Here is a 23,368-nt window from a genome sequence, read left to right as displayed (position 1 = left end):
CGACCGTGGTGGCGACCGTGGTGGTCGTACCTTCGAGCGTCGTGACGACCGTGGTGGCGACCGCGGTGGGTTCAACCGTGACCGTCGTGACGACCGCGGCGGCTTCGACCGCGACCGTGGTGGCGACCGTGGTGGTCGTACCTTCGAGCGTCGTGACGACCGTGGTGGCGACCGCGGTGGGTTCAACCGTGACCGTCGTGACGACCGTGGCGGCGACCGTGGCGGTCGTACCTTCGAGCGTCGTGACGACCGTGGCGGCCACCGTGGCAGCGACCGTCCCTTCAACCGTGACCGCCAGGACAACCGTCCCTCCAGCGGCTTCCGTTCCGGCAGCCACGACCGCCCGTACGGCCGTCGTGACGACCACCGCGGCGCCGGCACCGGTTCCTTCGGCCGCCGCGACGAGAAGCCGCGCTGGAAGCGCAACGGCTGACGTCTGGCGACGCAGTGACGTCCTCGTGACGCAGTGACATGCAGTGGCCCCCACCGATCCGGTGGGGGTCACTGCGTTTTGCGATCTGTACCGCCAGAACGGCACCGGCGAGGGGGCGTTCGCGGCGCGAGTGAAGATCGTCGGCGGCCGGCAGGGCCGCAAGGGCATTTTCTAGCCAGGATGTGACGTGTGTCATGCCTCCGGCGAGGGAATCGCTGGGGACATGACAGATGACGCCATAGCGAGTGGGCCGTCGGACGGAAATCTCTCTGCCGGAAAACTCTCCGACGGACATCTCTCCGACGAAGAACGGCTTGCCCAGCTCGGCTACACGCAGGTTCTCGCCCGCCGCATGTCGGCGTTCTCCAACTACGCGGTCTCCTTCACGATCATCTCGGTCCTGTCGGGCTGCCTGACGCTGTATCTCTTCGGCATGAACACCGGCGGGCCCGCCGTGATCACCTGGGGGTGGGTCGCGGTCGGACTGATGACGCTGTTCGTGGGGCTCGCGATGGCCGAGATCTGTTCGGCCTATCCGACGTCGGCCGGGCTGTACTTCTGGGCCCACCGGCTCGCGCCGGAACGGTCGGCCGCGGCCTGGGCGTGGTTCACGGGGTGGTTCAACGTCCTCGGGCAGGTCGCCGTGACCGCCGGCATCGACTTCGGCGCGGCGTCCTTCCTGGGCGCGTATCTGAATCTGCAGTTCGACTTCGAGATCACGCCGGGCCGGACGATCCTGCTCTTCGCCGGGATCCTCGTCCTGCACGGGCTGCTGAACACCTTCGGGGTCCGGATCGTCGCCCTCCTCAACAGCATCAGCGTGTGGTGGCACGTGCTGGGCGTCGCGCTGATCGTGGGCGCGCTCACCTTCGTGCCGGACCAGCACCAGTCGACGTCCTACGTCTTCACGCACTTCGTGAACAACACGGGCTGGGGCAGCGGCGTGTACGTCGTCCTCATCGGCCTGCTGATGGCGCAGTACACCTTCACCGGGTACGACGCCTCCGCCCACATGACCGAGGAGACGCACGACGCGTCGACGGCGGGCCCGAAGGGCATCGTCCGGTCCATCTGGACGTCGTGGATAGCCGGATTCGTCCTCCTCCTCGGCTTCACCTTCGCCATCCAGTCGTACGACGGAGCGCTGGGCTCGCCGACGGGCGCGCCGCCGGCGCAGATCCTGCTCGACGCGCTGGGAGCCACGGCGGGCAAGCTGCTGCTCCTGGTCGTGATCGGGGCGCAGCTCTTCTGCGGAATGGCGTCCGTGACCGCCAACAGCAGGATGATCTACGCCTTTTCGCGTGACGGGGCGCTGCCGTTCTCCCAGGTGTGGCACACGGTGAGCCCGCGCACGCGCACGCCGGTCGCCGCGGTGTGGCTGGCGGCGCTGGGAGCCCTGGTGCTGGGCCTGCCGTACCTGATCAATGTGACGGCGTACGCGGCCGTGACGTCGATCGCGGTGATCGGGCTCTACATCGCGTACGTCATCCCGACGCTGCTGCGGCTACGGAAGGGCGAGGCGTTCGAGCGGGGGCCGTGGCATCTGGGGCGGTGGTCGCGCGTGATCGGCGTCGTCTCGGTCGCCTGGGTCGCCGTCATCACCGTTCTGTTCATGCTGCCGCAGGTCTCGCCGGTCACCTGGGAGACCTTCAACTACGCTCCGGTCGCTGTTCTCGTCGTCCTCGGCTTTGCCGCGACCTGGTGGCTGGCCTCGGCCCGGCACTGGTTCCTCAACCCCGACCACGCCCGTACGATCGCCCGCGAGGCGGCCCGCGCGGGCGCCCCGGAACAGGTAGATCCGTGATCTTGCGGACACTCGGCACGGCCGGGTCACCGATACCCGATCGGAGTCCCGGCCTGGTCCCGCTATGCTCGGGGATGCATCGGCACGGGATGGATGCGCGCCGGCGCGTGGACCCTTAGCTCAATTGGCAGAGCAGTGGACTTTTAATCCATTGGTTGTGGGTTCGAGTCCCACAGGGTCTACGTAAGTTGGACATTCCAACTGGTGAATGACCAGCACGGACGCCCCCTGAGAGGTTTAGACCTCTCAGGGGGCGTCGCCGTTTGCTGGCCCCTGCGTGAGCGGTGCGTGCACGGGAGTGCTGCCGGACCCCTTCCGGGCACGCGGCACGGCGGCGGCGGCCTGCTCCGTGAGCTCCTCCACGTACTCCTCGAAAAGCTCGGTGTAGGTGTCCGCCGTCAGGACGATCGTCGAGTGCCGCAGCTTCTTGCTCGCGTCGTCGATGTCCCCGCCGCCGGCCTTCACGAGAGACGCCGCGCCGTGCCGGAGGTCCCGAAGGTTGACGGGCGGCAAGTCCGCCTCGGCGACGATACGTTTGAAGACCTTGCTCACCTCGGCCGGGTGCAGCCAGGCGCCGTCCTCGGCCGTGAAGACCTTGCCCGTATCCGTCCATGGGAGGCCCGCCTCCAGGCGCTCGGCGCGCTCCTGCAGCTGCTGCGCCTGGTGCGCCTTCAGGACGTCCACGGTGCCGTTGTCGATGTGGACCGTGCCCGCCGACCCGTCGGTCTTCGGGTCCGTCTCAACGGGCGTCCAACCGTCCACCACGATCTCCTTGGCGACACGGACAGTCTTCGTCTCGAACGACACGTTGGCCCAGTCCTGGCCGACTCCCTCGCCGCGGCGCAGGCCGTGATGGGAGATCAGGTGGAAGAACGCGTACAGGCGATCACCCTCGGCCGCGTCCAGGAACGCGCCCAGCTGGGCCGGCGTCCAGACCATGACCGCAGACGGCTTCTCGCCCGTCTCCCGCCAGCGCGCCACCCGCTCGGCCGTCCACAGCATGCCCTTGGGGCGCTTCGCCGTCTCCAGCTCCACATGGGCGGCCGGGTTGAAGGTGATGTACTCGCGGCCGATCGCGAAGTTCAGGGCCGTGCGGAGCGTCCGGCGGATCGCCTGCTTGCTGGCCTTGCCCGTGACCCGGCGGAAGGGCGGCATGGCGGCGAGCTTCGCCTTCTCCGCGGCCAGGCGCTCACGCTCGGAGGCCGGCGGGCGTCCTCCGGCGGGCCACTTACAGCGGGCCACCTGCTCGTACCGCGCCGCGTTCTCCGCGGCGATGACTTCGTTCTGGTCGTCGATGCCGTCGAACATCTGCTGCACGTGGCCGACGCCGAGCCGGTCGAGCCGATGGTCGGCGAGCGCGGGCCGCAGGTGGACGCGCACGTGGGACTCGTAGCCGTTCACGGTGGTGGCCCGCTTCGACTTCCGCTTCACGTCCAGCCACTCGTCGAGCAGGTCGCCCACGGTCATCGTTGCCGTCAGCTTCTGCCCGCGCACCAGGCGGCGGCGCGTCTCGGCAAGGTCGGGCAGTGGAGCCTTCGACTTGCCGCTCACGGCCTCCAGCAGGTCGCCGACCAGGGTCTGCGCCTCGATGTCGTCGCCGTCGGGCAGGTCGAGCAGCGCCCGCACCTTGTCGAGGTCGGCCTGCGCGTCCTTCGCGGTGGCGTAGCCGGAGCGGGAGAACGAGCGGCGGGTGCCGTCCCCGCGGGCCGGGAGCTCCTGCCGTACCGCCCACACCCCATGCCGTCGGGACGACAACTGCGGGCATGCCTTGCCCAGTGCCTTGCCATCCTCGCCGCGGCAGTAACAACGGCGGTACGTAGAACCCTTCATGAAGCCTCCTCCCTTTACGTCACAACGATCTAGCTTATGCCTCGCGAGGTTTGGGTTGCTGATCCATCTCCGCCTCTGTCAATGACCGTTCGACACCGGCATTTGGCGCTGGCGGAGACGCCTCTTGAGGCTGTTCCGTGATCGGCTTGATGACGATCATCCCTTGCTCCTCAAGGCTTTGCATGATGCTCCTGACGATGCCGCCAGATTGGTCAATGATCGCATTGCGGACCTGCTCTCCGACGACTTTGGCGAGCTGCTGGCTGGAGACGATCTCGACATCTTGAGAGCTGCGAGTTCCTGTCGTCTCTGCCTCGCCCTCGTCCTCGCCCTCGCTCTCTGGCGCCAGGGGCTCCATTGGGATGGAGTGCAGGGTTTCGACCATGTCTGGGCTGAGGAAGACAGGTGGATGCCACTCGTCCTGCATGTGTTGCCGAACTGCTTTTGCGGCCCGCGAGAAGAACGCGAAGTCGTCCCTGGTCGGGGATCGATCCATCAGGACGCGCCTGAGATATCCGCGACTTGGGAGGACGGGAGCGAACGCGCCCTCTCGATCCTCTGGCTGTGCCATAAGTACAGCTACCGAGAGCTGATCATCGGGCGGGAGAAGGAAGTAGGCGACGGGGTAATCGAAGATTACCGAAAGCGCCACTAGTTCATTCGCATCGAACTTCCGCGATCGGCCGCCCTGCCATGAGCGTTCAGCTGCGCTAATGGACGCATTGGACCACTGGCGTCCGGTGTATCGCTGCAGCCGTTCAGCAACATTTTGTTGAGTCCATCCCCGCTCCTTTCGAGCTCGGGTCATGTTGTAGGCGACGACCTCATTTACGGAGGGGACTTTTCCTTCGCTGATGAGTGCGCCCAGGACGTGATGTTCCGGGGTCGTCTGGGACGGCTCGTCGTCTGGGACGTGGGGGGAGTCCTCTGTCTGCATGCTGCCCACCGTAGACCACGAGTCAACGCCACGCCAGATTCCCTCTGCATCTCGTTGACTCCTGAATCACGATGGCCTACGGTCAACGACATGCAGACAGATTCAACGTCCGCGTTGAGATCTCCGTCGCTGCGCGTTGCACGTGAGGCGAAGGGGATGTCCCTGCGGGCTGCAGCTCACCTCTCCGGGATCGACCCGGGGCATCTGTCCAAGGTGGAGCGCGGCGAGAAGCAGCTCTCCATCGAAGCCCTCTACCGGCTGGCACTCGTCGTTGACCTGGACGAACTCGCCAGCCACCTCAAGCCGCTCCTGCCGCGAGAGGTCGCGGCATGACGACCCCGGCCCTCACCATCGCCGAGATCCTGGCCCACGAGCCGGCGCTCATGGACCTGCCCACGTTCTTCAAGGCGTGCGGTACGGCCGAATCCACCGGATACCAGCTAGCCGCACAGGGGCGCCTGCCCCTCGAAGTGATCCCGCTCGGCCGAAGGCGCTACGTGCGCACGGTCGAAGTCTGGAAATTCCTCGGGCTCCTGCCCCAGGAGAACGGCGCCATTCGCGAGGTCGAGTCGCGAACGTCCGCCGAAAACGACGGAGCCCCGGGGGTCGAGCCCGGGGCGCCTGTCGAGCAGAGAACCGCACTCACCAGCAAGTAAGACGGGACTAGCTCATGCAAACCACGGTACAGCCAGAGGCGCCGACGGCGTCGCCTGCCCCGAGAGAGCAGAGCATCAGCGTCACCCTCACCGCCGAGGTCATGGTCGACCTCGACGACGGCCGGCCCACCCTCGTCGCCGCCACCGAGTCCAACCTCGGCGACCTCCGCGAGACCAGCCCCGCCCGCCTCCGCGCCATGGTCGCCGACGCCCGCGCCCAGCTCGACGCGATCGAGCGCCTGGCCCGCGAGTGCGAGGCCCGCGACACGCTCCGCGCGATCATCGCCGAGCACAGCTTGAACCTCTACGAAGACGACCTCAGCGACCTGCCCGACGTCGCCCGTACCTTCGCCTGCTTCGCTATGCGCCACAAGGACGGCCGCACGATCGTCGTCGTACCCGCGGGCCAGGACCCCATCGAGCGGGTCAACGCCGTCGCCGAACTCGTCAACGACCTCCAGGCGCAGGCGGAGGTGCAGGCGTGACCGTCCTGACAAACGCTGTGGCGGCCGGTATCCCCGGCCGCCTGGCCACCTACCGCTACACGCACCGGGTCGACGTGGTCTCCCTGTACCTGATGGAGACCGCCGGCTACGAGGCCCGCTTCGCCGGGCTCACCGGCGACAGCCTCCGCCAACTGGAGACCGACACCCGGAACACGGACGCCCCGCACGACCACGTCGAGTACCTCAACGACACGCTGACCGCGTGGAAGGGCGCCATCGACGCCTTCGACCAGGCCGTCACCGCTGCCGACTTCGAGGCCATCGCGCACCTGCCGTGGGATCACCCGCGCACCTTGGGGTACTGCAAGGCTTCCAGCGCCATGGATACGTGGCACGCCTGCCGCGAGGCAATGCACACCGCGTTCCTCGACTGGTCGCTCGACCTCACCGGCACCGTCTCCATCGACGAGCCGTCCGGCCCGGCCCCGGTCATCGTCGCCGACGCGCACCGCGTGCCCGACTGCACCGGCTACTGCGTGCAGGACAAGGTCTGCGCCACCGAACTGGCCGACCTGCCGCTCGACGACGACGGGCACCTGGTCGTCGAGCTGTACGCCGAACCCGACGAGCTCGCCCGGGTCGTCGTCTTCGCCTTCGGCCTGAGCGCCGACTTCACCGCCCTGCGCACCTCCGACCCGGCCGAACTCAGCCGCACGGCAGACAAGTTCTACCGGTTCGCCGGACGCATCGAGCACGCCGCCTACGTCCTCGACGAAATCCAGCAGCGGGAGGCCGACGCCACCGCCCAGGCCAGCAGCAAGGAGACGACGGCATGAGCGTCGACCCGAAGACCATGCGCGCGTCGGTCCGCCGCGACCGCGCCACAAAAAGCCTCGCCCGCTACAAGGCCCGCACCATCCTGTCCGCCTGCGAGCTGGCCGAGCGCCACGGACGCCACATTCCCGCCCCTCACCAGCGCACCGTCTTCATGGGACTCGGCGAACTGCGCCCCGCGCTGATCGACCCGACCGACGGAGACGGCGACTGGTTCTTCGTCCACGAAGTCCTGGAGCTCACGGGTGCGACGCCCGAGCAGTGGCACCAGCTGCACGACGAAGAGATCGCCGACGCTGTTGAGGAGCCGCCCGTCCTTCCGCGCGTCGACGAGTACACCCAGCACCGCGCCGAGGGCGGCAGCCGCCAAGTGCCCGTCTGTAACTGGCAGATGGCGATGATGCTCGCCCTCGACGGCCCGTGGGGCAAGGAGCTCATGGCCAACGCGATGCCCGCGTTCCGGCGGGCCGCCGTCGAGAGCGGCATTGCCGACCAGATCAATGTGGTCCGCCTCGCCGACGACGGCACCGCGCACGCCACCGGCGAGACCATGACCGACGCGATCCTCGCCGACGGCCCGCTGCCCTCCGCCGAAGTCGTCCGCGAACAGATCCGCCGCGGCCCCCTCGGCGCACTCCTGCACGACACCCCGGGCGCGTGACCACCGGGCGGGCCCCGCAGGGGATGGCGGGGCCCGCCCGCACAGGGGACATCAACATCGGCACGATCCAGAAAGCCGGCTCCGTGAAACTCGGTAACCCCATTCCGTCAACGCCGCTGGGCGCAGCGCTGGCCTACGCCGCGCTCGGCATCAAGGTGTTCCGCGTCCGCCGCGACAAGACGCCCTACGCGAACTGCCGCTACTGCGCGCCCCTCGTCGGCGGGCAACCCAACCCCCAATACATCGAACACCGCCCCGAGGCGTGCCAGTGCGACGCCAAGACCTGCCACGGTTTTTGGGCTGCGACCACCGACACGAACCTGATCCGCAAGTGGTGGATGCAGGAGCCCGAAGCGAACGTCGGCGGCCCGTGCAAACTGAATGGTTGGGCGGTCATCGACATCGACCCCCGTCACGACGGAGACCTCACCCTGCGGCACATCGAGACCAAGGTCGGCGTGCTCCCCGGCACCGTCATGCAGATCTCCGGCGGCGACGGACTGCACATCCTGTACCGCTCGCCCGGCGTCGACCTGCCGGGAACTCTGGGGCCGGGCATCGATGTGAAACACAACGGCTACATCCTGCTCGCCCCGTCCGTCCACAAGTCCGGCTACCGGTACCAGTGGTCAGGCGACGGGCTGTTCTACCACCCGACCATCACGTGGCCCTCGGTGCTGATGCCGCAGGCACCGCAGCGTCCCGCGCACCAACCTGCGCCGTCCGTGCCGTCCGCCGGCGCGACCCGCTTCATGCCCGCCCTCCTCAAGGTCGTACTCGAAGCCCGCGAAGGTGAACGCAACTCACGCCTGTACTGGGCAGCTTGCCGTGCCTACGAACACGCCGCTGCTGGCGAGATCCCGGAAGCCACCGCCGAAGGGTGCCTGATCGATGCCGCCCACCACGTGGGAATCAGCGAGAGCGAAGCACGTCAGACCCTCGCCTCCGCACGCAATTCCGCCAGGACGGCAGCGTGAGCACGCCGGAGGAGATCGCCGAGCAGATCGCGGCGAAGCACGGTGTGGAGGACAAGCAGCCTCCGTCCCCGGCCGGGCGCCCGTGGCCCGCCCTCGGCTCCGAAGCGATGTACGGGCTGCCTGGCGACATCGTGAACACCGTCGCCCCGCACACCGAAGCGGACCCCGCCGCCATGCTGTTCACGCTGCTGGCCAGCGCCGGATGCATGGCAGGGCGAGAGCCCCACATGTTCGTCGGCGGCACCGAACACGGCGCCCGCATCTGGCCGCTGATCATCGGGTCGACCGCGGGAGGCATGAAAGGCACCTCGTGGGCCGAGATGAAGCAGGTCATCCGGCAGGCCGACGAGACGTTCACGAAGGACCGCGTGGTCGGCGGTCTCTCCTCAGCCGAGGGACTGATCGTCAAGGTCCGGGACCCGTCCGGAGATCCGGAGGACGACGACTACGACGGCGGCGTCCTCGACAAGCGGCTACTGGTTGTCGAGTCCGAGTTCGCCACGGTCCTCGCGCAGGGAAAGCGGGAAGGCAACACGCTGTTGCCCCGCCTTAGGGAGGCGTGGGACGGCAGTGTCCTGCAGACCATGACGATCCGCCCACGGGTCGCCAGCGACGCTCACATCACGGTGATCGGGCACATCACCCCGACCGAGCTGCGCGCAAAGCTGTCCGAAGCCGAACGGGCGGGCGGCACGATGAACCGTTTCCTGCCCGTGATGTCGCGGCGGTCCAAGCGTCTGCCTGACGGCGGCAACCTCTCCTTCTCCGAGATCAAACGGCTAGGAGCGCTGCTCGCCGAGCGCGTCGAGGCGGCTACCAAGGTCCAGGCCATCCGTCGCAACACCGAGGCGGCCGAGTACTGGCGCGAGATGTACACGCGACTGACCCCAGACCATGTCGGCGACGGCCCGGTCGCCCAGGTCGTCGCCCGTGCCGCACCTCAGGTCGTGCGCCTGTCCGTCACCATCGCGGTACTGGACGGCGCGGACCACATCACAGTCGACCACCTCAAGGCGGCCGAGGCGATGTGGGCCTACGTCGAAGACTCCGCCTGGTACGTCTTCGGCAACACCTCCGGCAACCCCGACGTCGACCGACTGAAGCTGTTCGTCGACGCGGCTGGCGAGGAGGGCGTGTCCCGCACCGACATCTCCCGCGAATGCTTCGGCAAGCACCGCACCAAGGCCCAGCTCACCGACATCACCAACCAGCTGCTCGGGCTCGGCAGCTACGAGATGTACGACAAGCCGACCGGCGGCGCCCCCGCCAAGATGCTCCGCCGCAAGAAGGAGTAGCGCCCGCGAGGGGTGCGGCAATCTCCCGCACCCCTTATTTCGCACCTTCTTGCGCATCCCATGCGGCAAGAGGTCAGCCCTCTGACCTGCGCGAACGGCCTTAGTTCGCTTCCTCCGCCTTATTTCGCACCCTGCGCGGTGCGCCACCCCAGGAGTAGCCATGCCGACCTACCCGCCCACCGACGAACAGCAGCAGTGCATCGACGCGTTCACCTCCGCCACAGACCTTCGGATCCAGGCCGGAGCAGGAGCAGGCAAGACCAGCACGCTCAAGTTCCTCGCCGCTGCCAAGCCCGCCAAGCAAGGCGTGTACGTGGCCTACAACGCCAGCATCAAGAACGAGGCCAAGCGGGACTTCCCCCGCAACGTCCGCTGCGTCACCAGCCACGGGCTCGCCTTCCCCACCTTCGGTGTCCGCTTCAAGCACCGCCTCAACGGCCCCCGGGTCCCGGCCTACCAGGTAGCTGACACGCTCGGCATCCACCAACGGATCCGTGTCGGCAAACTGGCAGTCCTCACCCCTGCGCAGATCGCCAGCCACGTCCTGGCCACCGTCAAGAAGTTCACCTACAGCGCGGACCGCGAGATCACCGCAGCCAACGTGCCCCGACCGCCCGGCTACACGATCGCCGACTACAGCGAACTTGCCCCGCAGATCGTCCCCTTCGCTCACCGTGCCTGGCAGGACATCGCCGACCCGGCCGGCCGCCTGAAGTTCGAGCACGACCACTACCTGAAGATGTGGGCGCTGCACCGCCCTACCATCGAGGGCGACTACCTCATGCTCGACGAGGCACAGGACGCCAACCCGCTCGTCACCAGCCTGGTCATGACGCAGCAGCAGATGCAGCGCGTAGCGGTCGGTGACTCCTGCCAGCAGTTGTACGCCTGGCGCGGTGCAGACGATGCGCTGAACAAGCTGCCCGGCGTGGAGCGGACGCTGTCCCAGTCGTTTCGCTTCGGCCAGGCCGTGGCCGACGAGGCCAACGTCTGGCTCGACCTGCTCGACGCGGACATCCGCCTGATCGGCTTCGAGAAGATCGACTCCCGGATCGGGCGACTGCACGCTCCCGACGCGATCCTGTGCCGCACGAACGCCGGCTGCATGAACTCCGCGATCGGTCTCATGAACAGCGGGCAGCGCGTCGCCCTCGTCGGCGGGGGCAGCAGCATCCTCGCCATGGCCTACGCCGCGATGGAACTGCGAGCGGGCGGGACCACCAACCACCCCGAGCTGGTTGCCTTCGAGACGTGGGACCAGGTCTGCGACTACGCCGACACGGACGACGGCGGGGACCTCAAGCCCATGGTCGAACTCATCCAGGCACATGGAGCCGAGGGCGTCATCCGAGCCGTCCGATCCCTGTCCGACGCCAAGGCCGCACAGGTGACCGTGTCCACCGCCCACAAGTCCAAAGGCCTGGAGTGGTCGACCGTGAAGATCGGCGGCGACTTCTACCCGCCCAAGAAGAACCCGGAAACAGGGAAGCGCCTCATCTCCCGGGCCATGGCCATGCTCGCCTACGTGGCCGTGACGCGCGCCAGGGAGACCCTCGACTGCGAAGCCCTCGACTGGGTCGGAGAGGTCGACGGGGTGATGGGCGCGAACTAAGCGAAAGAAGCGAACGAAGCTTCATCGCCGCAGGTCAGAGCCGCATTGAATCGTGCGCACCAGGCGCGCAAGAAGGTGCGCAATAAGTCCCCGGCAAGCAAGGGGGCCCCGCATCCGGGCGCTGTACCGGACGAAGGGCCCCGAGCGTCGCAGCCAGCAGACGCTGATATCGATCCGCCCACCGTATCCACCCGCACTGACACCCCTCCAGGGAGTACGGCCATGAAAGACCACGACATCCAACTCCTTGCCCTCGGTGCGGCGTTCGGCATGCACTTGATGCTGCTCGTCCACATCGCCTTCGGTGTCCTCGACGACCGCCGCGACCGCAAGACCCTGCGGGCCGCCGAAGCCAAGCTCGAGGCCGCACGAGAGAAGGCCAGCACGTGAACCAGTGCGAAGCCTGCGGGCGCGACCTCGAGCACGGCGTGCTTTGCCCAGGGGACACTCTGGCGCTCGCCGAGCGTCTGGAGCGGCTGCCGAAACTGTTCGTCGAGCTGGGCCTGTACCTCGCCCCGGCTCCGCGTCCGCTCGGCGAGCGCGTCACCACCTCCCCGGCTGAGCCGCCGCTCCCGCTGAACGAGGCCGTCCTCGACCTCCGGTACGGCGGGATCGCCCTGGTACTGGAGTCGTGGCGGTCCGACGTGCAGGCCGTGCGCGGATGGGGTGAGCCCGCCATCGAGGGCAGCATCGACCGCCGGGTCATGGCCGCTGCCCGCTGGCTCGGGATGAGCCTGGAGTGGATCGCGGCCGAGTACCCGGCGGCGGGCGACCTTGCGCGCGAGGTGAAGGAGCTGGAGGGCAACGCGTTGTCCATCGTCGGGGCGAAGCCGGACCGCGGCCGGCCGCTCGGCCAGTGCGTCGCTGTCGTCGATGAGGAGACGCGGTGCGGGGCGACGATCCGCTACCGCGACGGGGACACCAAGCTCGTCTGCCCGTGGTGCGCGCGCGTCTACGAGGCGAAGGACTTCCTGACGCTGCACGAGATGCAGCCCGGCGATTCGGCGCCGCCTACTCCGGTCGGGGCGGACGCTGCGGGAGCTCGTCCGTCTCGTGCGTGAGCCAGCGCAGGAACGCGACGAGGTGTCCGTTCATGTCTGAGCCGACCTCGGCGACGGCGCCCTTGGCCCGTTCGTACAGGTCGGGGTCAGGGCGGAACGTCTTCGCGGGGTTCTTGTGAACGGAGGGCATGCCGGAATCTTCCCACGGTGTATTGCCACCCGTCTACGGGTGTGCGTAGAGTGGTGGCTAGCCACCTAGGCCAGCGAGAACTAAGCGGCCCTACCAAGGTGTGTCACCACCAAGGCAGGGCCTGACCGAACCCTTGAAACAGCAAGGAGAACGGCTATGGCCGATCTTGCCATGCCCGCAGGCACGCCTGCGATCACCCCGGCGCAGCAGCTCAACGAGCGCTTCACCCGCATCTACACCCAGTTCCAGCCGCACATCACCCGCCTCGTCCAGCGCGAGGTCCGCGGCGGCAACCTCGCCCTCGCGGAAGACCTCACCGCGGACGCCTTCTACCGGGCCTGGCTCGACCTCCACAAGTGCCGGGCCGAGACCGACGGCCAGATGTACAACTGGCTCGCCACCCTCGCCCGCCGCGCCGTCGGCCAGTACTACCGCACGAAGAAGAACACCGCCGAGGTGCCCGTCGACACCGGCACCTGGCAGTACGCCGACCGCGAGATGCAGCCCGCCGCCGGCTACTACACCCCGGCCGCCACCGGCTTCCGCACGGCCATCCTTGCCGGGGGTGCCCGGTGAGCGTCTCCTACACCCCGCTGCACGGCCCGAACGAGGAGCCCCCGATCCCGGCATCCCTCGACGGTCAGCTGCGGCTCGCCCGGCGGTATCTCGACACGGTCGCCGAGTCCAACATCCACGACCACACCGCGATGCTGAAGGCCGCTGCCGGACTCGACTACCACCTGCGCGCCCTGATCGCCGCCGTCACCGCCGAGCGAGGTGAAGGCCAGTGAGCACCGAGCCGCCCCGCGTCCCACAGTCGCCCCGCTACCGGGACGGCACCGTCATCCTGCAGACCGTCGACCACGGCGAAGTCACCGTGCCCGAGCCGACCTGGTGTGTGGGGCATGACGACGAGTACGTCGGCTACCTCGCTGACGTCACCCACAACGGCGTCCACGTCCGGGCCGGGGCTGCCACCTACGCCCACGGCTACGTCGAGATCCTCGACGCCTACATCAGCCACGCCCCCTACCTCGAGCTGCGGCCCGAGGCGCACCCCCTGCTCTCCCTGCACCTCGACGTCCGCATGGACGCCACCCCCGAGGACAGCCGCAAAGTCGCCCAGGCACTCCGCGTCGCATCCCTCCGCATCGACCGCGTCGCCGCCGAGGTCGAGCGCCTGCGGAACGGGGGCCAGGCATGAGCACCCGCACGCTCACCCGGGGCCAGGCCATCGTCCTCGGCGCCGCAGCGGTCGCCATGGTCGCCGTTGGCGGCTTCGGCGCCTGGGGTACATACAGCAACGCCGTCGCCGAGTTCCACCGGCAGGCGACCGCCGCCGGCGTGGTCGCCGCGGGCGAAGGCCTGACCCTGGTCCTCGCCCTGATCATGCTGGGGCGGACGATGCTCAACATGCCGTCGCCCGGCATCGTGCGGGGCGGCATGTGGGTGGCCCCGCTGTCCGCCAGCTTCATCGGCGTATCCATCGCCAACGACGCCCGCGAGGCCGCCGTGTACGCGGTCACCCCGCTGGCCATGTCCGGCGCAGCCGAAGGCCTCGGCCTGATCGCCCGCAGCATCGTCGTCTACCGCACCGGCCAGGACGCGGAGGTGATGCGCCGCAACGCCGACGCCGCCCGGCAACTCGCCTTCCACCGGGCCGTCGCCGACGGCCACCCCGACAAGCGCAAGCGCAAGCGCGCCGTGCGCCGATACTGGCGGCTCGCCAGATACGTCGGCGTCGGGGACGCCGAGCTCGGCGCCGGCCTGGTCGACGTCCAGCGCGTCCGCGTCCGGGAAGGAGCGGATGCGGCCCTCGCATCCATGTACGGCGGACAGAGTGACAAGCCGTCACTCAGTCCCGCCAAGCCGCCCCGGTCCGCCTCCGCCACCGATGTCCTGCGCGACCGGTTCGCCGACATGGACCCGACTGATGCGATCCGGTTCGCCCATGAGGCGCGACCTGATGCACCCCCCGCCGAGCTCGCCGCGATCCTCGGCACCTACGACGTCCACGTCGACGCCGTAAAAGTCGCCCTGGTCCTCGGCCAGACGGCCCCCGAGTACGAGGTGCATCGGCCTGATTCAGCTGATGCGCAGCAGGTCGCAGCACTCGAGCCGCTCGACCTGCAAGGGGCGATCGAAGAGGCCGCATCAGCCCTCGGCCCGGACGCGAAGGCGCGCGAGATCGCCGACCGACTACGCGAGCAGCGGCGCCTAGTCGTCGCCGAGCCGTACATCCGTACCGCCCTCTCCAGGGCCGCGAAGAAGCCTCAGCCCGACGTCCCGGCCACGCCGATGGAAGGTGGATACGCATGATGCGCATCGTGTTCGGCGTCGTCCTCGCGCTCCTCGTCGCGTACCCGCCGCTCTTCGACATCGTCCTGTTCGGCGCCACCATGGCAGCCTCGTACCCCCCGGTTCTCGCGTTCGCCGCCGGCGTCCTGCTCTGGCCGCGCCTCGCCCGCCGCGTCCGGAGGTGGATGGCATGAGCGACCCGCTCGCCAAGGCTGAGGCCGCGGCAGCCGAGGCCGCCGTGAACACGGCCGCCGTACAGGTCGCGCTCGCGGCTGTGGAGCTCGCCAAGCTGGCCAACTCCCAGCAGCAGGCTTCGGCCTGCCAGCACGCGCACGGCCGGAAGCAGGCGCGCGGCCAGCAGTTCGACGCGAAGAAGTGGCTCACGATCGGCGGTCTCGCCACCGTCGGCGGCTGTGTGGCCTGTGCCCTCGCCTTCGCGTTCGCCCTGGCGTCGATCGCCGTCGCCATCGGCGGCACCTGCGCCACCGCCTGTCTGCTCGTCCTGCGCTCGATGTGGCGCGACTTCCAGCGCGGCCGTTGACGGTTGCCCGATCCGCCCGAGTGTGACCCGCCCGAGACCCCGGAGGACTGACAAATGCCCAGCTCATACACCGGATCCGAGAAGCGCCGACTGGCCTGGCTCACCCTGAAAGCCGCCAAGCAGTCCATGGCCGGAGACCCCAACGTCGACACCATCGACCCCAAAGTCAAAGCCGAGGCCGAGCGCATCGAGCAGCGCGCCGAAGACCGCGGCACCCGCGAAGTCACCGCCCTGCAGGGTCGGCTGACCGAGGCCCGCAACGCCGCCGCGTCCGCCAAGGCCACCATGCGCACCAGCAGCGGCAAGGACCGCGCCGCCGCCCGCCAGCAGATGCACGACCACGAGGCCGCCGCCCGCCGCATCGAACGCGAGCTCCGCCGCTACCAGTAGCCGCGCCCCGGGGACGGCGTCCTACCGCCAAGAAGTTCGCCGTCCCCGGGCCCCGGACCGCCCAACGGAACGACCGGAGAGCCAGCATGACCGTCGCCCTGATCAAAACGCCAGAGGACGCCCCCGCGGACACCCAGGACGCCCCAGCCGTCGAGGCGTCCTCCACCCGTCCCGGCCGCCGCCGCGCCCGCTACCTCAAGGTCGCCCGCGCCGCTCTCGCTGATGAACGCGTCCGCACTACGGGACGCCTCGCCGTCCGCCACGCGTCCTACGTCCTCGGCGGGACGCGCGTCGTAGGACGCCGCGTCTGGGACGGCAGGACGGCATCCCGGTACGAGCGGATGATCCGCGCCGCCGAAGCCGCCGGCCTGCTCGACGAGGTCAAAGAGTGGGAGGCCCGCGGCCAGGACTTCCGAGCCGCCCGCCACCGTCGGCGCGTCGAGCTGCTGCAGTTCGCCCTCCAGGCGCCCAAGGCCGTCGGAGCAGCAGCGGTGGGCGGCGCCGGGCTCCTGCTCATGCTCGGCATCCTGCTCGCCTGGGCCAACCACGACATCACCGACGTCGCAGCACCCTTCGAGACCGTCGCTGACCTCGTGCGATGGGTATCCCTCATCGCAGGCGTCATCTGGGGCCCGGGGCTCGCCCTGGCCCCCTGGATCGGCCTCGCCGCCGTCTGGGCCATCGGCCAGCACCAGCACACCGCCCCCCAATGGGCCCTGCCCGTCAGCGCCCGCACCTTCGGCGACACCATCACCCCGTCCATCGTCGTCGTCGCCTTCCGCGACCTGGGCATTTCCGCTCTGCGCAAGGCCATCGACGGCATGGGCGACGTCGGCGCGGCCATGCTCTCCGGCATCAAGACCGCCGGGTGCGGCGTCGAGGTCGACGTACACCTGCCCTCCGGCGTCTCCACCGAGGAGATCCAGAACAAGCGGCGCAAGCTCGCCGAGAACCTCAACCGGCACGAGCACGAGGTGTTCATCACCATCCCGCCCGCGCCGCGCACCGTCCGCCTGTGGATCGCCGACTCCGGCGCCCTCGACGAGCCCATCGGCCCCTCGCCCCTCATGCTCGAAGAGGACTGGACCGCCGACTACTACACCGGCTCCGCACCGTGGGGGCAGAACCTGCGCGGCGACGCCGTCGGCGTGAGCGTCTTCCAGCGGCACATCCTGCTCACCGGCCTGTCCAACCAGGGCAAGACGGCATCGCTGCGCGCCCTCGCCCTCTGGCTCATCTTCGACCTGACGGTGGACTTCTACATCGCCGACCTCAAGGGCGTAGGCGACTGGCGCCCCTTCCAGGGCCTGGCCCAAGTCCTCATCCAGGGACCCACCGACGAGCACGTGGCGCAGGCCACCGACATGGTCGAGTGGGGCGTCGACGAGATGCAAAAGCGCATCGCCCTGCTCGAAGAGTCCGGCGCCACCGACGGCGTGACCAGGGACATGGCCCGCACCGACCCCCGCTTCCGGCCCATCGTCCTCATCGTCGACGAGGCCCAAGTCGCCTACGGATGCGGCGCCAAGGGACCCGACGGCCGGCCCTACGGCGGCAGCAAGGCCACCAGCCGCTACTTCCAGGCCGTCAAGAAGATCCACGACCAGGGCCGGGCCGTGAACGTCACCATCTGGGAAGGCACCCAGGACCCCACCGACGAGAACCTGCCCAAGCGCTCCCGCGAGGGCAACCACATCCGCGGCTCCCTCGTCCTCGGCACCGAGTCCCAAGCCAAGATGGCGCTCGGCGAGGCCCCGGTCGACGCCGGCGCCGCCCCGCACAAGCTCCGTCGCGGCAAGGACCGCGGCACGATCGTCGTCGCAGGCGAGGGCATCCCGCTGGAGGCTGGGCAGTCGTCCGTCACCGTGCGGACGCACTTCATCTCCGGCGAGGACGCCCTCGCCCTCACCGAGCGTGCCAAGGCCCGCCGCGAAGACGTCGCCACCGTCCACAAGCTCGAGGTCGTCCAGCCCGTCGACCACCTCGCCGACCTCGCCGCCGTCGTCGGCCGCGAGAACCGCGTGCGCACGACCGAGGTGATCCACCGCCTCAAGACCCGCAACCACGCCGTGTACGAACACTGGAACGGCGCCCGCCTCAAGGCACTGCTCGCCGAGTACGGAGAGGAGCCCGGAACGATCGACGGCTACCCGGTCGTGAAGCTGGAGAGCGTCGAACGGGCCCTCGACCGCCGCGCGGAGGAACTCGCCGAGGCTCAGTGACCCGGCAGTGGGCAGTGACTTGCCACTTTCGAGGTCACTGGATCACCCCACTGGCGCTGATCAGCGCAAACGACGGTCAAGTGAGGCAGCGAGGCCGCTTGTGAGGTCCTTCAGGGACCCCGCAAACGGCCTCTCCGGCGTCCCCCGCAAGGTCACTCACTGCCGCATCATGGGGCCATGGAGTCGCTCAACATCCGGCCTGGCCACCTCACCGCCCACCAGACCGCGCAGCAGCTCGGTATCAGCCTCGACGGCGTCCGCAAGCTCGTCCAGCGCGGCCACCTCACCCGCTCCGGCGGCACACCCCGACAGCCCTGGTACGCCGTCCCAGACGTCGCCGCCCTCGACGCCAAGCGCAGGCAGACCAAGGCGGCTTGACCGCAGGTCAGGGCCGTGTCACGATCCGGGTGTACAACTGTGCCCTCAACCGGCACCACAGACACACGACGAAGCCCGGCTCGGTCCCCCCGGCCGGGCTTCGTCGTGTCACAGGGAGGCGAGCATGGCTGGACGCGGCGAGCTCGTCAGCTACGACTACCGCAAGGTGCGCGCCCGCATCCTCGCCGAGTCCGACGTGTGCATCGTCTGCGGCCACGCCGCCGCCGACGCCGTCGACCACATCCACCCCGTCAGCAAGGGCGGCGCCAAGGTAGACCCCGACAACCTCGCCCCCATCCACGGCAACGCCGGCTGCCCCGTGTGCCTGCGCAAGTGCAACAACGAGAAGGGCGACAAGGCTCTGTCTGAGGTCACGCAACTCGTCACCTCGGTCGACTGGTTCGCCGGACCGTAGAGAGGACGCCATGACCACCACGCACTCGTTCCAGTTCGAAGGGCAAGGGAACAGCGCACGCGTCACGGTTGACGGCGTGGACGTCTCCAGCGCAGTGACAGCCGTCACCGTCCATGCCAATGCATGGGACCGTCCGCGCGTGACCCTGGAGCTCAGCGTCCACGACGTCACCAGGATCAGCTCGCCAGAGACCGAGTTGCTCATCCCCGAGAGCACGGCCAAAGCCCTGGTCGCACTGGGCTGGGCTCCGCCCGCTGAAGAGGAGGGCAGGACGTGACCGACTCCATCGCCGAGCCGTGGAGCATGGACCACCGACTGCACGTGCTGAACCAGATCGAGTCCCGCCTGGGCCCGGCCGACACTGAGGGCGTGCGCTGGATGGAGCGACGCCTCACCGGCAAGGTGATCGCCGTCTGCTCGTGCGGGCTCAACACCGGGCTCGTCGACCGCGGCCAGATGCGGCCAGCCGAAGAGCTGGCAGCCGAGCACTCGCCCAGTCTGTAAACGTGCAGGTCAAAGGCTTGCGATCTCGATCAAACGGATTGATCAGATCCAAAATGACCTGAGATCTTCCAGGATTTTTTGAAATCGGACATATCGCAACCCCGCGCCCCCCTTTTATTTTTCTCCCCCCGCGCCGATGAGCCGGGGATGATCTTGGAAGGAGGCGCCGTGGGCCCCGTGGAGCAGGCCGTCCGCAGCGACGTTGAACAGCTCGGCGACCTCGTCGGTGTCGAGCCGTCGCTGTCGGAGATGGCGTATCGGCTGGCCCGCGAGATCGACGGCACCGCCGAGTGTGAGACGTGCGGTGAGCAGGTCCCCGCGCAGGACGACGGCCGGTCGCTCCCCCAGTTGAACCGCGAGCTCCGGCAGACGCTCGCCCAGCTGCTGGAGGGGCGGGCCGCTGACGATGACGACGACCTCGGAGACCTGGGCTCCCCCGACTGAGTTCACCGAGGACCTCAAGGAGCGGTACGGCCTGGAGTGCCCGCCGCGTTGGGGAACGCCGCGGCATCCGGACCGTCCGTCGCTCGGGCCGAAGCTGTGGAAGGTGATGGAGCGGCTTGGGGCCCCGCCGATGCCGTGGCAGAAGTACGTCAGTGACGTGGCGTTGGAGCTGGACCCGGCAACGGGCCGGTTCGCGCACCGCGAGGTGGGCCTGTCCGTGTCGCGGCAGCAGGGCAAGACGGAGCTGTGCCTGGCCGCTCAGGTCCACCGGGCGCTGGCGTTCCCTGGGCAGAACATCGTCTACGCCGCCCAGACCCGCAACGATGCGCGGAAGCGCTGGGAAGACGAGTTCTGGGAGAAGATCTCCGGCTCGGCCATGGCGAAGTACGCCCGCATCCGGAAGTCGAACGGCAACGAGGCGATCCTGTGGCCCAGCAAGCGCAGCCGGATGGGCATCACCGCGAACACGGAGCGCGCCGCCCACGGTCCTCCGCTCGACCTCGGGTTCATCGACGAGGCGTTCGCGCACGAAGACGATCGCTTGGAGCAGGCGTTCAGTCCGGCGATGCTGACCCGGCCCATGGCCCAACTCTGGTGGGCATCGGCCGGCGGCACGACCAAGTCGGCGTGGCTGAACAAGAAGCGGGAGACGGGCCGTGCACTGATCGAGACGCTGTTCGCCGCGCTCGCTGAGGACGCCGATGCCCTCCGTCCATCCTCCGCGTACTTCGAGTGGTACGCCCCGGAGGACATGGACCGTTCGGACCCGGCGACCTGGCGGGCGACGCTGCCCGCGCTGGGGCACACGGTGACCGAGGCGGTCATCCGGTCCGAGCTGGAAAAGATGGCCAACGACCCGAGCGGCTTCGACCGCGCGTACCTGAACCGGACGCGGAAGCCGACCCCGCCGACGGACCCGAACGTACCGAAGGCGGCGTGGCCTGCGCTGGTCGACGCGGGCAGCAAGGCGAACGCCGACGTGGCGTTCGCGATCGACGTGTCGCAGGACCGGAAGCGGGCAGCGATCGCTGCGGCATGCCGCAGGCCGGACGGCAAGGTGCACGTCGAGGTCGTCGCTCACCGCCCGGGTACGGACTGGGTAGTGCCCGCCATGGTGAAACTGCACGGGCTGTGGAAGCCGGTGGCCGTGGCTGTCGCCGCGTCGGGTGCGCCGGCCAGTTCGCTCATCGACGACCTGGTGGCCGCGGGCATCGACGTGCCCAAGGACAAGGAGCATCCGGAGCGCGGCGACCTGGCCGTGATGCGGAGTGGGGACATCGTCGAGGCGTGCGGGCAGCTGGCGGACGCGATGAATCAGGGCACCGTGCAGCACCTCGACCAGGTGCCGCTCACCGCGGCCGTGAACGGCGCGCGCACGCGCCGCAATGGGGACGCGTGGACGCTCGACCGGACCAGCTCCCTGGTGGACATCAGCCCACTGTGTGCGGCGACGTTCGCCCGCTGGGCGCTGCTTATCCGGGGCCCGCACGTGATCGAGGACTACGACATCGCGGACTCGTTCGCGTGAGGGGAGGCGGGGCATGGGCGCCTGGTCCAAGCTGAAGGGCGCGTTCACCCGCGAAGCGCAGATCACCTCCGCCGAGGACTTGCTCGCGCGGGCCCGCGAGGGGCGCACCAACAGGGTGCACGTAACGAACGACACAGCCCTGAGGAACGCCGCGGTGTGGGCATGTCTGCGGCTGCGTGCGGACCTGATGTCCAGCTTCCCCATCGACGTCTACCGGTACGTCAACGGGATCCAGGTGGAGGTGCCCAAGCCTCCCGTCCTGGTCGCTCCGGGCGGCAGCGAGGTCGGCATCAAGGAGTGGGTGTACTCCACCGAGTTCGACCTCGACCGGGCGGGCAACTGCTTCGGGATCGTCACCGAACGGACCGGGGTCATTGGCCCGGATGGGCGGGGCCTGCCTGGCCGTGTCGATCTGGTGGAGCTCGGCGCGGTCACGATCCGCGGGAACGGTTCGACGATCACCAAGTTCGTCATCCACGGCAAGGAGTACGAGCCGTGGGAGGTCTGGCACGAGAAGCAGTACACCGTGGCGGGCATGCCGCTGGGTCTGTCGCCCGTGGCCTACGCGGCGTGGACGATCGAAGAGACCCTGTCCGCGCAGCAGTTCGCCCGTGACTGGTTCGCTGGTGGGGCTGTGCCGCTGGCCGAGCTGAAGAACACCTCGAAGGTCGTGGACAAGGACGGCGCCCGGGTCGCGCGCGAGAACTTCCGCGCCGCCGTCGACAGCTCCGGCCTGTTCGTCCACGGCATGGACTGGGAGTACAAGCCGATCCAGGCCGTAGCCTCGCAGTCCTCGTTCCTCGAGGCCCGGCAGTACGGGGCCTCCGATATCGCCCGGTTCTTCGGCTGCCCCGGCGACCTGATCGATGTCGCGGTGTCGGGCAGCAGCATCACCTACGCCTCGATGACGCAGCGCAACCTGCAGTTCCTGATCATGAACTTGGGGCCGGCCGTGGGCCGCCGCGAGGACGCGTTCAGCCGCAAGCTCGTGCCCGGCCCGCGGTTCGTGAAGCTGAACACGGACGCCCTGCTGCGCATGGATCCCGAGGCCCGCGCGCGCACGATCGGCGCGCGCATCACCAACCGGACGCTTGCCCCGTCCGAGGCGCGGGCGCTGGACAACCTGCCGCCCTTCACCGAGGACCAGCTCGCCGAATTTGACCGGCTGTTCGGCTCGCGGTCCGTCCCCGCGCAACCCACGACCGCCGTACCGGGAGCATCGTCATGACCGCATCCACGCTCGCCGCCGCGGCGGCGGACCGCGCCCACAACGTTCGGCAGCGCGCCGACCGTCCCTCGCAGCGCCGCAGTGCCGAGCAGACCGGAGCCCGCGCCACGGTGCGCGCGTCCCTGTCCGGTGTCCAGGTCCGCGAGGCGGGCGACGGCGGCGCCCTGGAGTTCCTCGGGCATGCCACCGTGTACGAGCAGGCCTACGAGATGTGGGACATGTTCGGCCCGTACACCGAGATCGTCACCGAGGGCGCCGGATCCGATTCGCTGGCCCGCGCGGACCTTGACGTGCCGCTCGTCCTCGGCCACGACCAGCTGCGGCGCCTGGCCCGGACGACCACCGGCACGCTGTTCCTCGCCGAGGACGGCAACGGCCTGTCTGTCCACGCTCCGCAGCTCGACCCTGCGGACTACGACGTCGCGTACATCGCGCCGAAGCTGCGGGCCGGCCTGGTCGATGAGATGTCGTTCGCGTTCCGCATCGAGTCGGGGCAGTGGAGCCCGGACTACACGGAGTATCGGATCAACCGGTACGACATCCACCGCGGCGACGTGGCCATCGTCGGCTACGGCGCCAACCCTCACACCGTCGGCAGTCTGCGGCAGGAGTCCGCGCCGACGAGCAGCCGGGCCCGCGCGCTCCTTGAGATCGCGCTCGCCCGCTGACCCTTTGAGTTTCCCGCCGTCCGGCGGGAGTTACTGCCCTGCGCTCTGCGCGCACGAGACCGCCCGGCGCCATGCC

Annotated in this window: 32 protein-coding genes and 1 tRNA gene; 29 read left to right on the top strand and 4 right to left on the bottom strand. The window is 68.9% G+C overall.

All coding sequences use genetic code 11. The annotated features are described in order from the left end of the window. The coding region (locus AB0D57_RS15070) for a hypothetical protein (RefSeq protein ID WP_362071770.1) at positions 1 to 367 on the bottom strand (367 nt) is incomplete at its 3' end. Positions 368 to 476: 109 nt separating this feature from the next. Between AB0D57_RS15070 and AB0D57_RS15065 the strand changes: the two genes are divergently transcribed. The 3 genes from AB0D57_RS15065 (at position 477) to AB0D57_RS15055 (ending at position 2,419) form a co-directional block, all read left to right on the top strand. Next, positions 477 to 608 (top strand): hypothetical protein, encoded by a 132-nt coding sequence (locus tag AB0D57_RS15065; protein ID WP_362071768.1) that lies wholly within the window; start codon positions 477 to 479, stop codon positions 606 to 608. Positions 609 to 656: 48 nt separating this feature from the next. Next, a complete protein-coding gene (locus AB0D57_RS15060) occupies positions 657 to 2,237 on the top strand; it encodes an amino acid permease (protein ID WP_362071766.1) in 1,581 nt (526 codons plus the stop codon). 109 nt (positions 2,238 to 2,346) lie between these two features. Next, positions 2,347 to 2,419 (top strand) — tRNA-Lys (locus AB0D57_RS15055). 64 nt (positions 2,420 to 2,483) lie between these two features. Here AB0D57_RS15055 and AB0D57_RS15050 read toward each other — a convergent pair. After that, positions 2,484 to 4,067 carry a tyrosine-type recombinase/integrase gene (locus AB0D57_RS15050; RefSeq protein ID WP_362071764.1) on the bottom strand — a complete coding sequence of 528 codons (1,584 nt, stop codon included), beginning with the start codon at positions 4,065 to 4,067 and terminating at the stop codon, positions 2,484 to 2,486. Positions 4,068 to 4,101: 34 nt separating this feature from the next. Beyond that, the gene (locus AB0D57_RS15045) at positions 4,102 to 5,004 is read right to left on the bottom strand and encodes a hypothetical protein (RefSeq protein WP_362071762.1); all 903 of its coding nucleotides are present in this window, start codon (positions 5,002 to 5,004) and stop codon (positions 4,102 to 4,104) included. 90 nt (positions 5,005 to 5,094) lie between these two features. Between AB0D57_RS15045 and AB0D57_RS15040 the strand changes: the two genes are divergently transcribed. The 10 genes from AB0D57_RS15040 (at position 5,095) to AB0D57_RS14995 (ending at position 12,546) form a co-directional block, all read left to right on the top strand. Beyond that, positions 5,095 to 5,337 (top strand): helix-turn-helix transcriptional regulator, encoded by a 243-nt coding sequence (locus AB0D57_RS15040; RefSeq protein WP_362071760.1) that lies wholly within the window; start codon positions 5,095 to 5,097, stop codon positions 5,335 to 5,337. After that, positions 5,334 to 5,660: a DNA-binding protein gene (locus AB0D57_RS15035; protein ID WP_362071758.1), complete on the top strand. Its 327-nt coding sequence runs from the start codon at positions 5,334 to 5,336 to the stop codon at positions 5,658 to 5,660. Before AB0D57_RS15040 ends, AB0D57_RS15035 begins: the two co-directional genes overlap by 4 nt. 14 nt (positions 5,661 to 5,674) lie before the next feature. After that, positions 5,675 to 6,145, top strand: a complete 471-nt coding sequence (locus AB0D57_RS15030) for a hypothetical protein (RefSeq protein WP_362071756.1) — start codon at positions 5,675 to 5,677, stop codon at positions 6,143 to 6,145. After that, on the top strand, positions 6,142 to 6,942 hold the full coding sequence (locus tag AB0D57_RS15025) for a hypothetical protein (protein WP_362071754.1): 801 nt from the start codon (positions 6,142 to 6,144) through the stop codon (positions 6,940 to 6,942). Before AB0D57_RS15030 ends, AB0D57_RS15025 begins: the two co-directional genes overlap by 4 nt. Then, positions 6,939 to 7,601, top strand: coding sequence for a hypothetical protein (locus tag AB0D57_RS15020; protein ID WP_362071752.1), 663 nt, complete (start codon positions 6,939 to 6,941; stop codon positions 7,599 to 7,601). Before AB0D57_RS15025 ends, AB0D57_RS15020 begins: the two co-directional genes overlap by 4 nt. Before the next feature lie 23 nt (positions 7,602 to 7,624). After that, positions 7,625 to 8,578, top strand: a complete 954-nt coding sequence (locus tag AB0D57_RS15015; RefSeq protein ID WP_362071750.1) for a bifunctional DNA primase/polymerase — start codon at positions 7,625 to 7,627, stop codon at positions 8,576 to 8,578. Further along, a complete protein-coding gene (locus tag AB0D57_RS15010; RefSeq protein ID WP_362071748.1) occupies positions 8,575 to 9,873 on the top strand; it encodes a hypothetical protein in 1,299 nt (432 codons plus the stop codon). The genes AB0D57_RS15015 and AB0D57_RS15010 overlap by 4 nt, the downstream gene beginning before the upstream one ends. A 160-nt stretch (positions 9,874 to 10,033) precedes the next feature. Continuing rightward, entirely contained in the window at positions 10,034 to 11,485 is a 1,452-nt protein-coding gene (locus tag AB0D57_RS15005; RefSeq protein WP_362071746.1) for a UvrD-helicase domain-containing protein, read from the top strand. Between the two features lie 222 nt (positions 11,486 to 11,707). Continuing rightward, positions 11,708 to 11,875, top strand: coding sequence for a hypothetical protein (locus AB0D57_RS15000; RefSeq protein ID WP_362071744.1), 168 nt, complete (start codon positions 11,708 to 11,710; stop codon positions 11,873 to 11,875). Beyond that, positions 11,872 to 12,546: a hypothetical protein gene (locus AB0D57_RS14995; protein WP_362071742.1), complete on the top strand. Its 675-nt coding sequence runs from the start codon at positions 11,872 to 11,874 to the stop codon at positions 12,544 to 12,546. Before AB0D57_RS15000 ends, AB0D57_RS14995 begins: the two co-directional genes overlap by 4 nt. On the opposite strand, the gene AB0D57_RS14990 is transcribed toward AB0D57_RS14995, so the two are convergent. Continuing rightward, positions 12,497 to 12,676, bottom strand: a complete 180-nt coding sequence (locus tag AB0D57_RS14990) for a hypothetical protein (protein WP_362071740.1) — start codon at positions 12,674 to 12,676, stop codon at positions 12,497 to 12,499. The genes AB0D57_RS14995 and AB0D57_RS14990 overlap by 50 nt on opposite strands. A gap of 156 nt (positions 12,677 to 12,832) precedes the next feature. Here AB0D57_RS14990 and AB0D57_RS14985 point away from each other — a divergent pair, with 156 nt between their 5' ends. From AB0D57_RS14985 to AB0D57_RS14910, 16 genes are all read left to right on the top strand, one after another. Then, positions 12,833 to 13,252 (top strand): sigma factor, encoded by a 420-nt coding sequence (locus tag AB0D57_RS14985; RefSeq protein ID WP_362071738.1) that lies wholly within the window; start codon positions 12,833 to 12,835, stop codon positions 13,250 to 13,252. Next, on the top strand, positions 13,249 to 13,467 hold the full coding sequence (locus tag AB0D57_RS14980) for a hypothetical protein (protein ID WP_362071736.1): 219 nt from the start codon (positions 13,249 to 13,251) through the stop codon (positions 13,465 to 13,467). The genes AB0D57_RS14985 and AB0D57_RS14980 overlap by 4 nt, the downstream gene beginning before the upstream one ends. Then, positions 13,464 to 13,880 (top strand): hypothetical protein, encoded by a 417-nt coding sequence (locus AB0D57_RS14975; protein ID WP_362071734.1) that lies wholly within the window; start codon positions 13,464 to 13,466, stop codon positions 13,878 to 13,880. Before AB0D57_RS14980 ends, AB0D57_RS14975 begins: the two co-directional genes overlap by 4 nt. Next, the gene (locus AB0D57_RS14970) at positions 13,877 to 14,995 is read left to right on the top strand and encodes a hypothetical protein (RefSeq protein WP_362071732.1); all 1,119 of its coding nucleotides are present in this window, start codon (positions 13,877 to 13,879) and stop codon (positions 14,993 to 14,995) included. The genes AB0D57_RS14975 and AB0D57_RS14970 overlap by 4 nt, the downstream gene beginning before the upstream one ends. Further along, positions 14,992 to 15,168, top strand: a complete 177-nt coding sequence (locus AB0D57_RS14965; protein WP_362071730.1) for a hypothetical protein — start codon at positions 14,992 to 14,994, stop codon at positions 15,166 to 15,168. Before AB0D57_RS14970 ends, AB0D57_RS14965 begins: the two co-directional genes overlap by 4 nt. Continuing rightward, positions 15,165 to 15,515, top strand: coding sequence for a hypothetical protein (locus tag AB0D57_RS14960; RefSeq protein ID WP_362071728.1), 351 nt, complete (start codon positions 15,165 to 15,167; stop codon positions 15,513 to 15,515). Before AB0D57_RS14965 ends, AB0D57_RS14960 begins: the two co-directional genes overlap by 4 nt. A gap of 54 nt (positions 15,516 to 15,569) precedes the next feature. After that, positions 15,570 to 15,905, top strand: coding sequence for a DUF6257 family protein (locus AB0D57_RS14955; RefSeq protein WP_362071726.1), 336 nt, complete (start codon positions 15,570 to 15,572; stop codon positions 15,903 to 15,905). Positions 15,906 to 15,991: 86 nt separating this feature from the next. Then, the gene (locus AB0D57_RS14950) at positions 15,992 to 18,127 is read left to right on the top strand and encodes an FtsK/SpoIIIE domain-containing protein (protein ID WP_362071724.1); all 2,136 of its coding nucleotides are present in this window, start codon (positions 15,992 to 15,994) and stop codon (positions 18,125 to 18,127) included. Between the two features lie 177 nt (positions 18,128 to 18,304). Further along, complete coding sequence (locus AB0D57_RS14945) at positions 18,305 to 18,505, top strand: hypothetical protein (protein WP_362071722.1); 201 nt, start codon at positions 18,305 to 18,307, stop codon at positions 18,503 to 18,505. Positions 18,506 to 18,629: 124 nt separating this feature from the next. Next, positions 18,630 to 18,920 carry an HNH endonuclease gene (locus tag AB0D57_RS14940; protein WP_362071720.1) on the top strand — a complete coding sequence of 97 codons (291 nt, stop codon included), beginning with the start codon at positions 18,630 to 18,632 and terminating at the stop codon, positions 18,918 to 18,920. Between the two features lie 10 nt (positions 18,921 to 18,930). Next, on the top strand, positions 18,931 to 19,197 hold the full coding sequence (locus AB0D57_RS14935; RefSeq protein WP_362071718.1) for a hypothetical protein: 267 nt from the start codon (positions 18,931 to 18,933) through the stop codon (positions 19,195 to 19,197). Continuing rightward, entirely contained in the window at positions 19,194 to 19,424 is a 231-nt protein-coding gene (locus AB0D57_RS14930; RefSeq protein ID WP_362071716.1) for a hypothetical protein, read from the top strand. Before AB0D57_RS14935 ends, AB0D57_RS14930 begins: the two co-directional genes overlap by 4 nt. A gap of 147 nt (positions 19,425 to 19,571) precedes the next feature. After that, entirely contained in the window at positions 19,572 to 19,868 is a 297-nt protein-coding gene (locus AB0D57_RS14925; protein WP_362071714.1) for a hypothetical protein, read from the top strand. Then, a complete protein-coding gene (locus AB0D57_RS14920) occupies positions 19,831 to 21,396 on the top strand; it encodes a terminase family protein (RefSeq protein WP_362071712.1) in 1,566 nt (521 codons plus the stop codon). Before AB0D57_RS14925 ends, AB0D57_RS14920 begins: the two co-directional genes overlap by 38 nt. Positions 21,397 to 21,409: 13 nt before the next feature. Further along, on the top strand, positions 21,410 to 22,624 hold the full coding sequence (locus AB0D57_RS14915; RefSeq protein WP_362071710.1) for a phage portal protein: 1,215 nt from the start codon (positions 21,410 to 21,412) through the stop codon (positions 22,622 to 22,624). After that, a complete protein-coding gene (locus AB0D57_RS14910) occupies positions 22,621 to 23,292 on the top strand; it encodes an HK97 family phage prohead protease (RefSeq protein ID WP_362071708.1) in 672 nt (223 codons plus the stop codon). Before AB0D57_RS14915 ends, AB0D57_RS14910 begins: the two co-directional genes overlap by 4 nt. The last annotated feature ends 76 nt before the right edge of the window (positions 23,293 to 23,368 follow it).

Source organism: Streptomyces sp. NPDC048275, assembly GCF_040652275.1.
Lineage (GTDB): Bacteria > Actinomycetota > Actinomycetes > Streptomycetales > Streptomycetaceae > Streptomyces.
The sequence above is the reverse complement of the archived record's forward strand: the minus strand, read 5'-3'. Positions and strand labels throughout refer to the sequence as shown.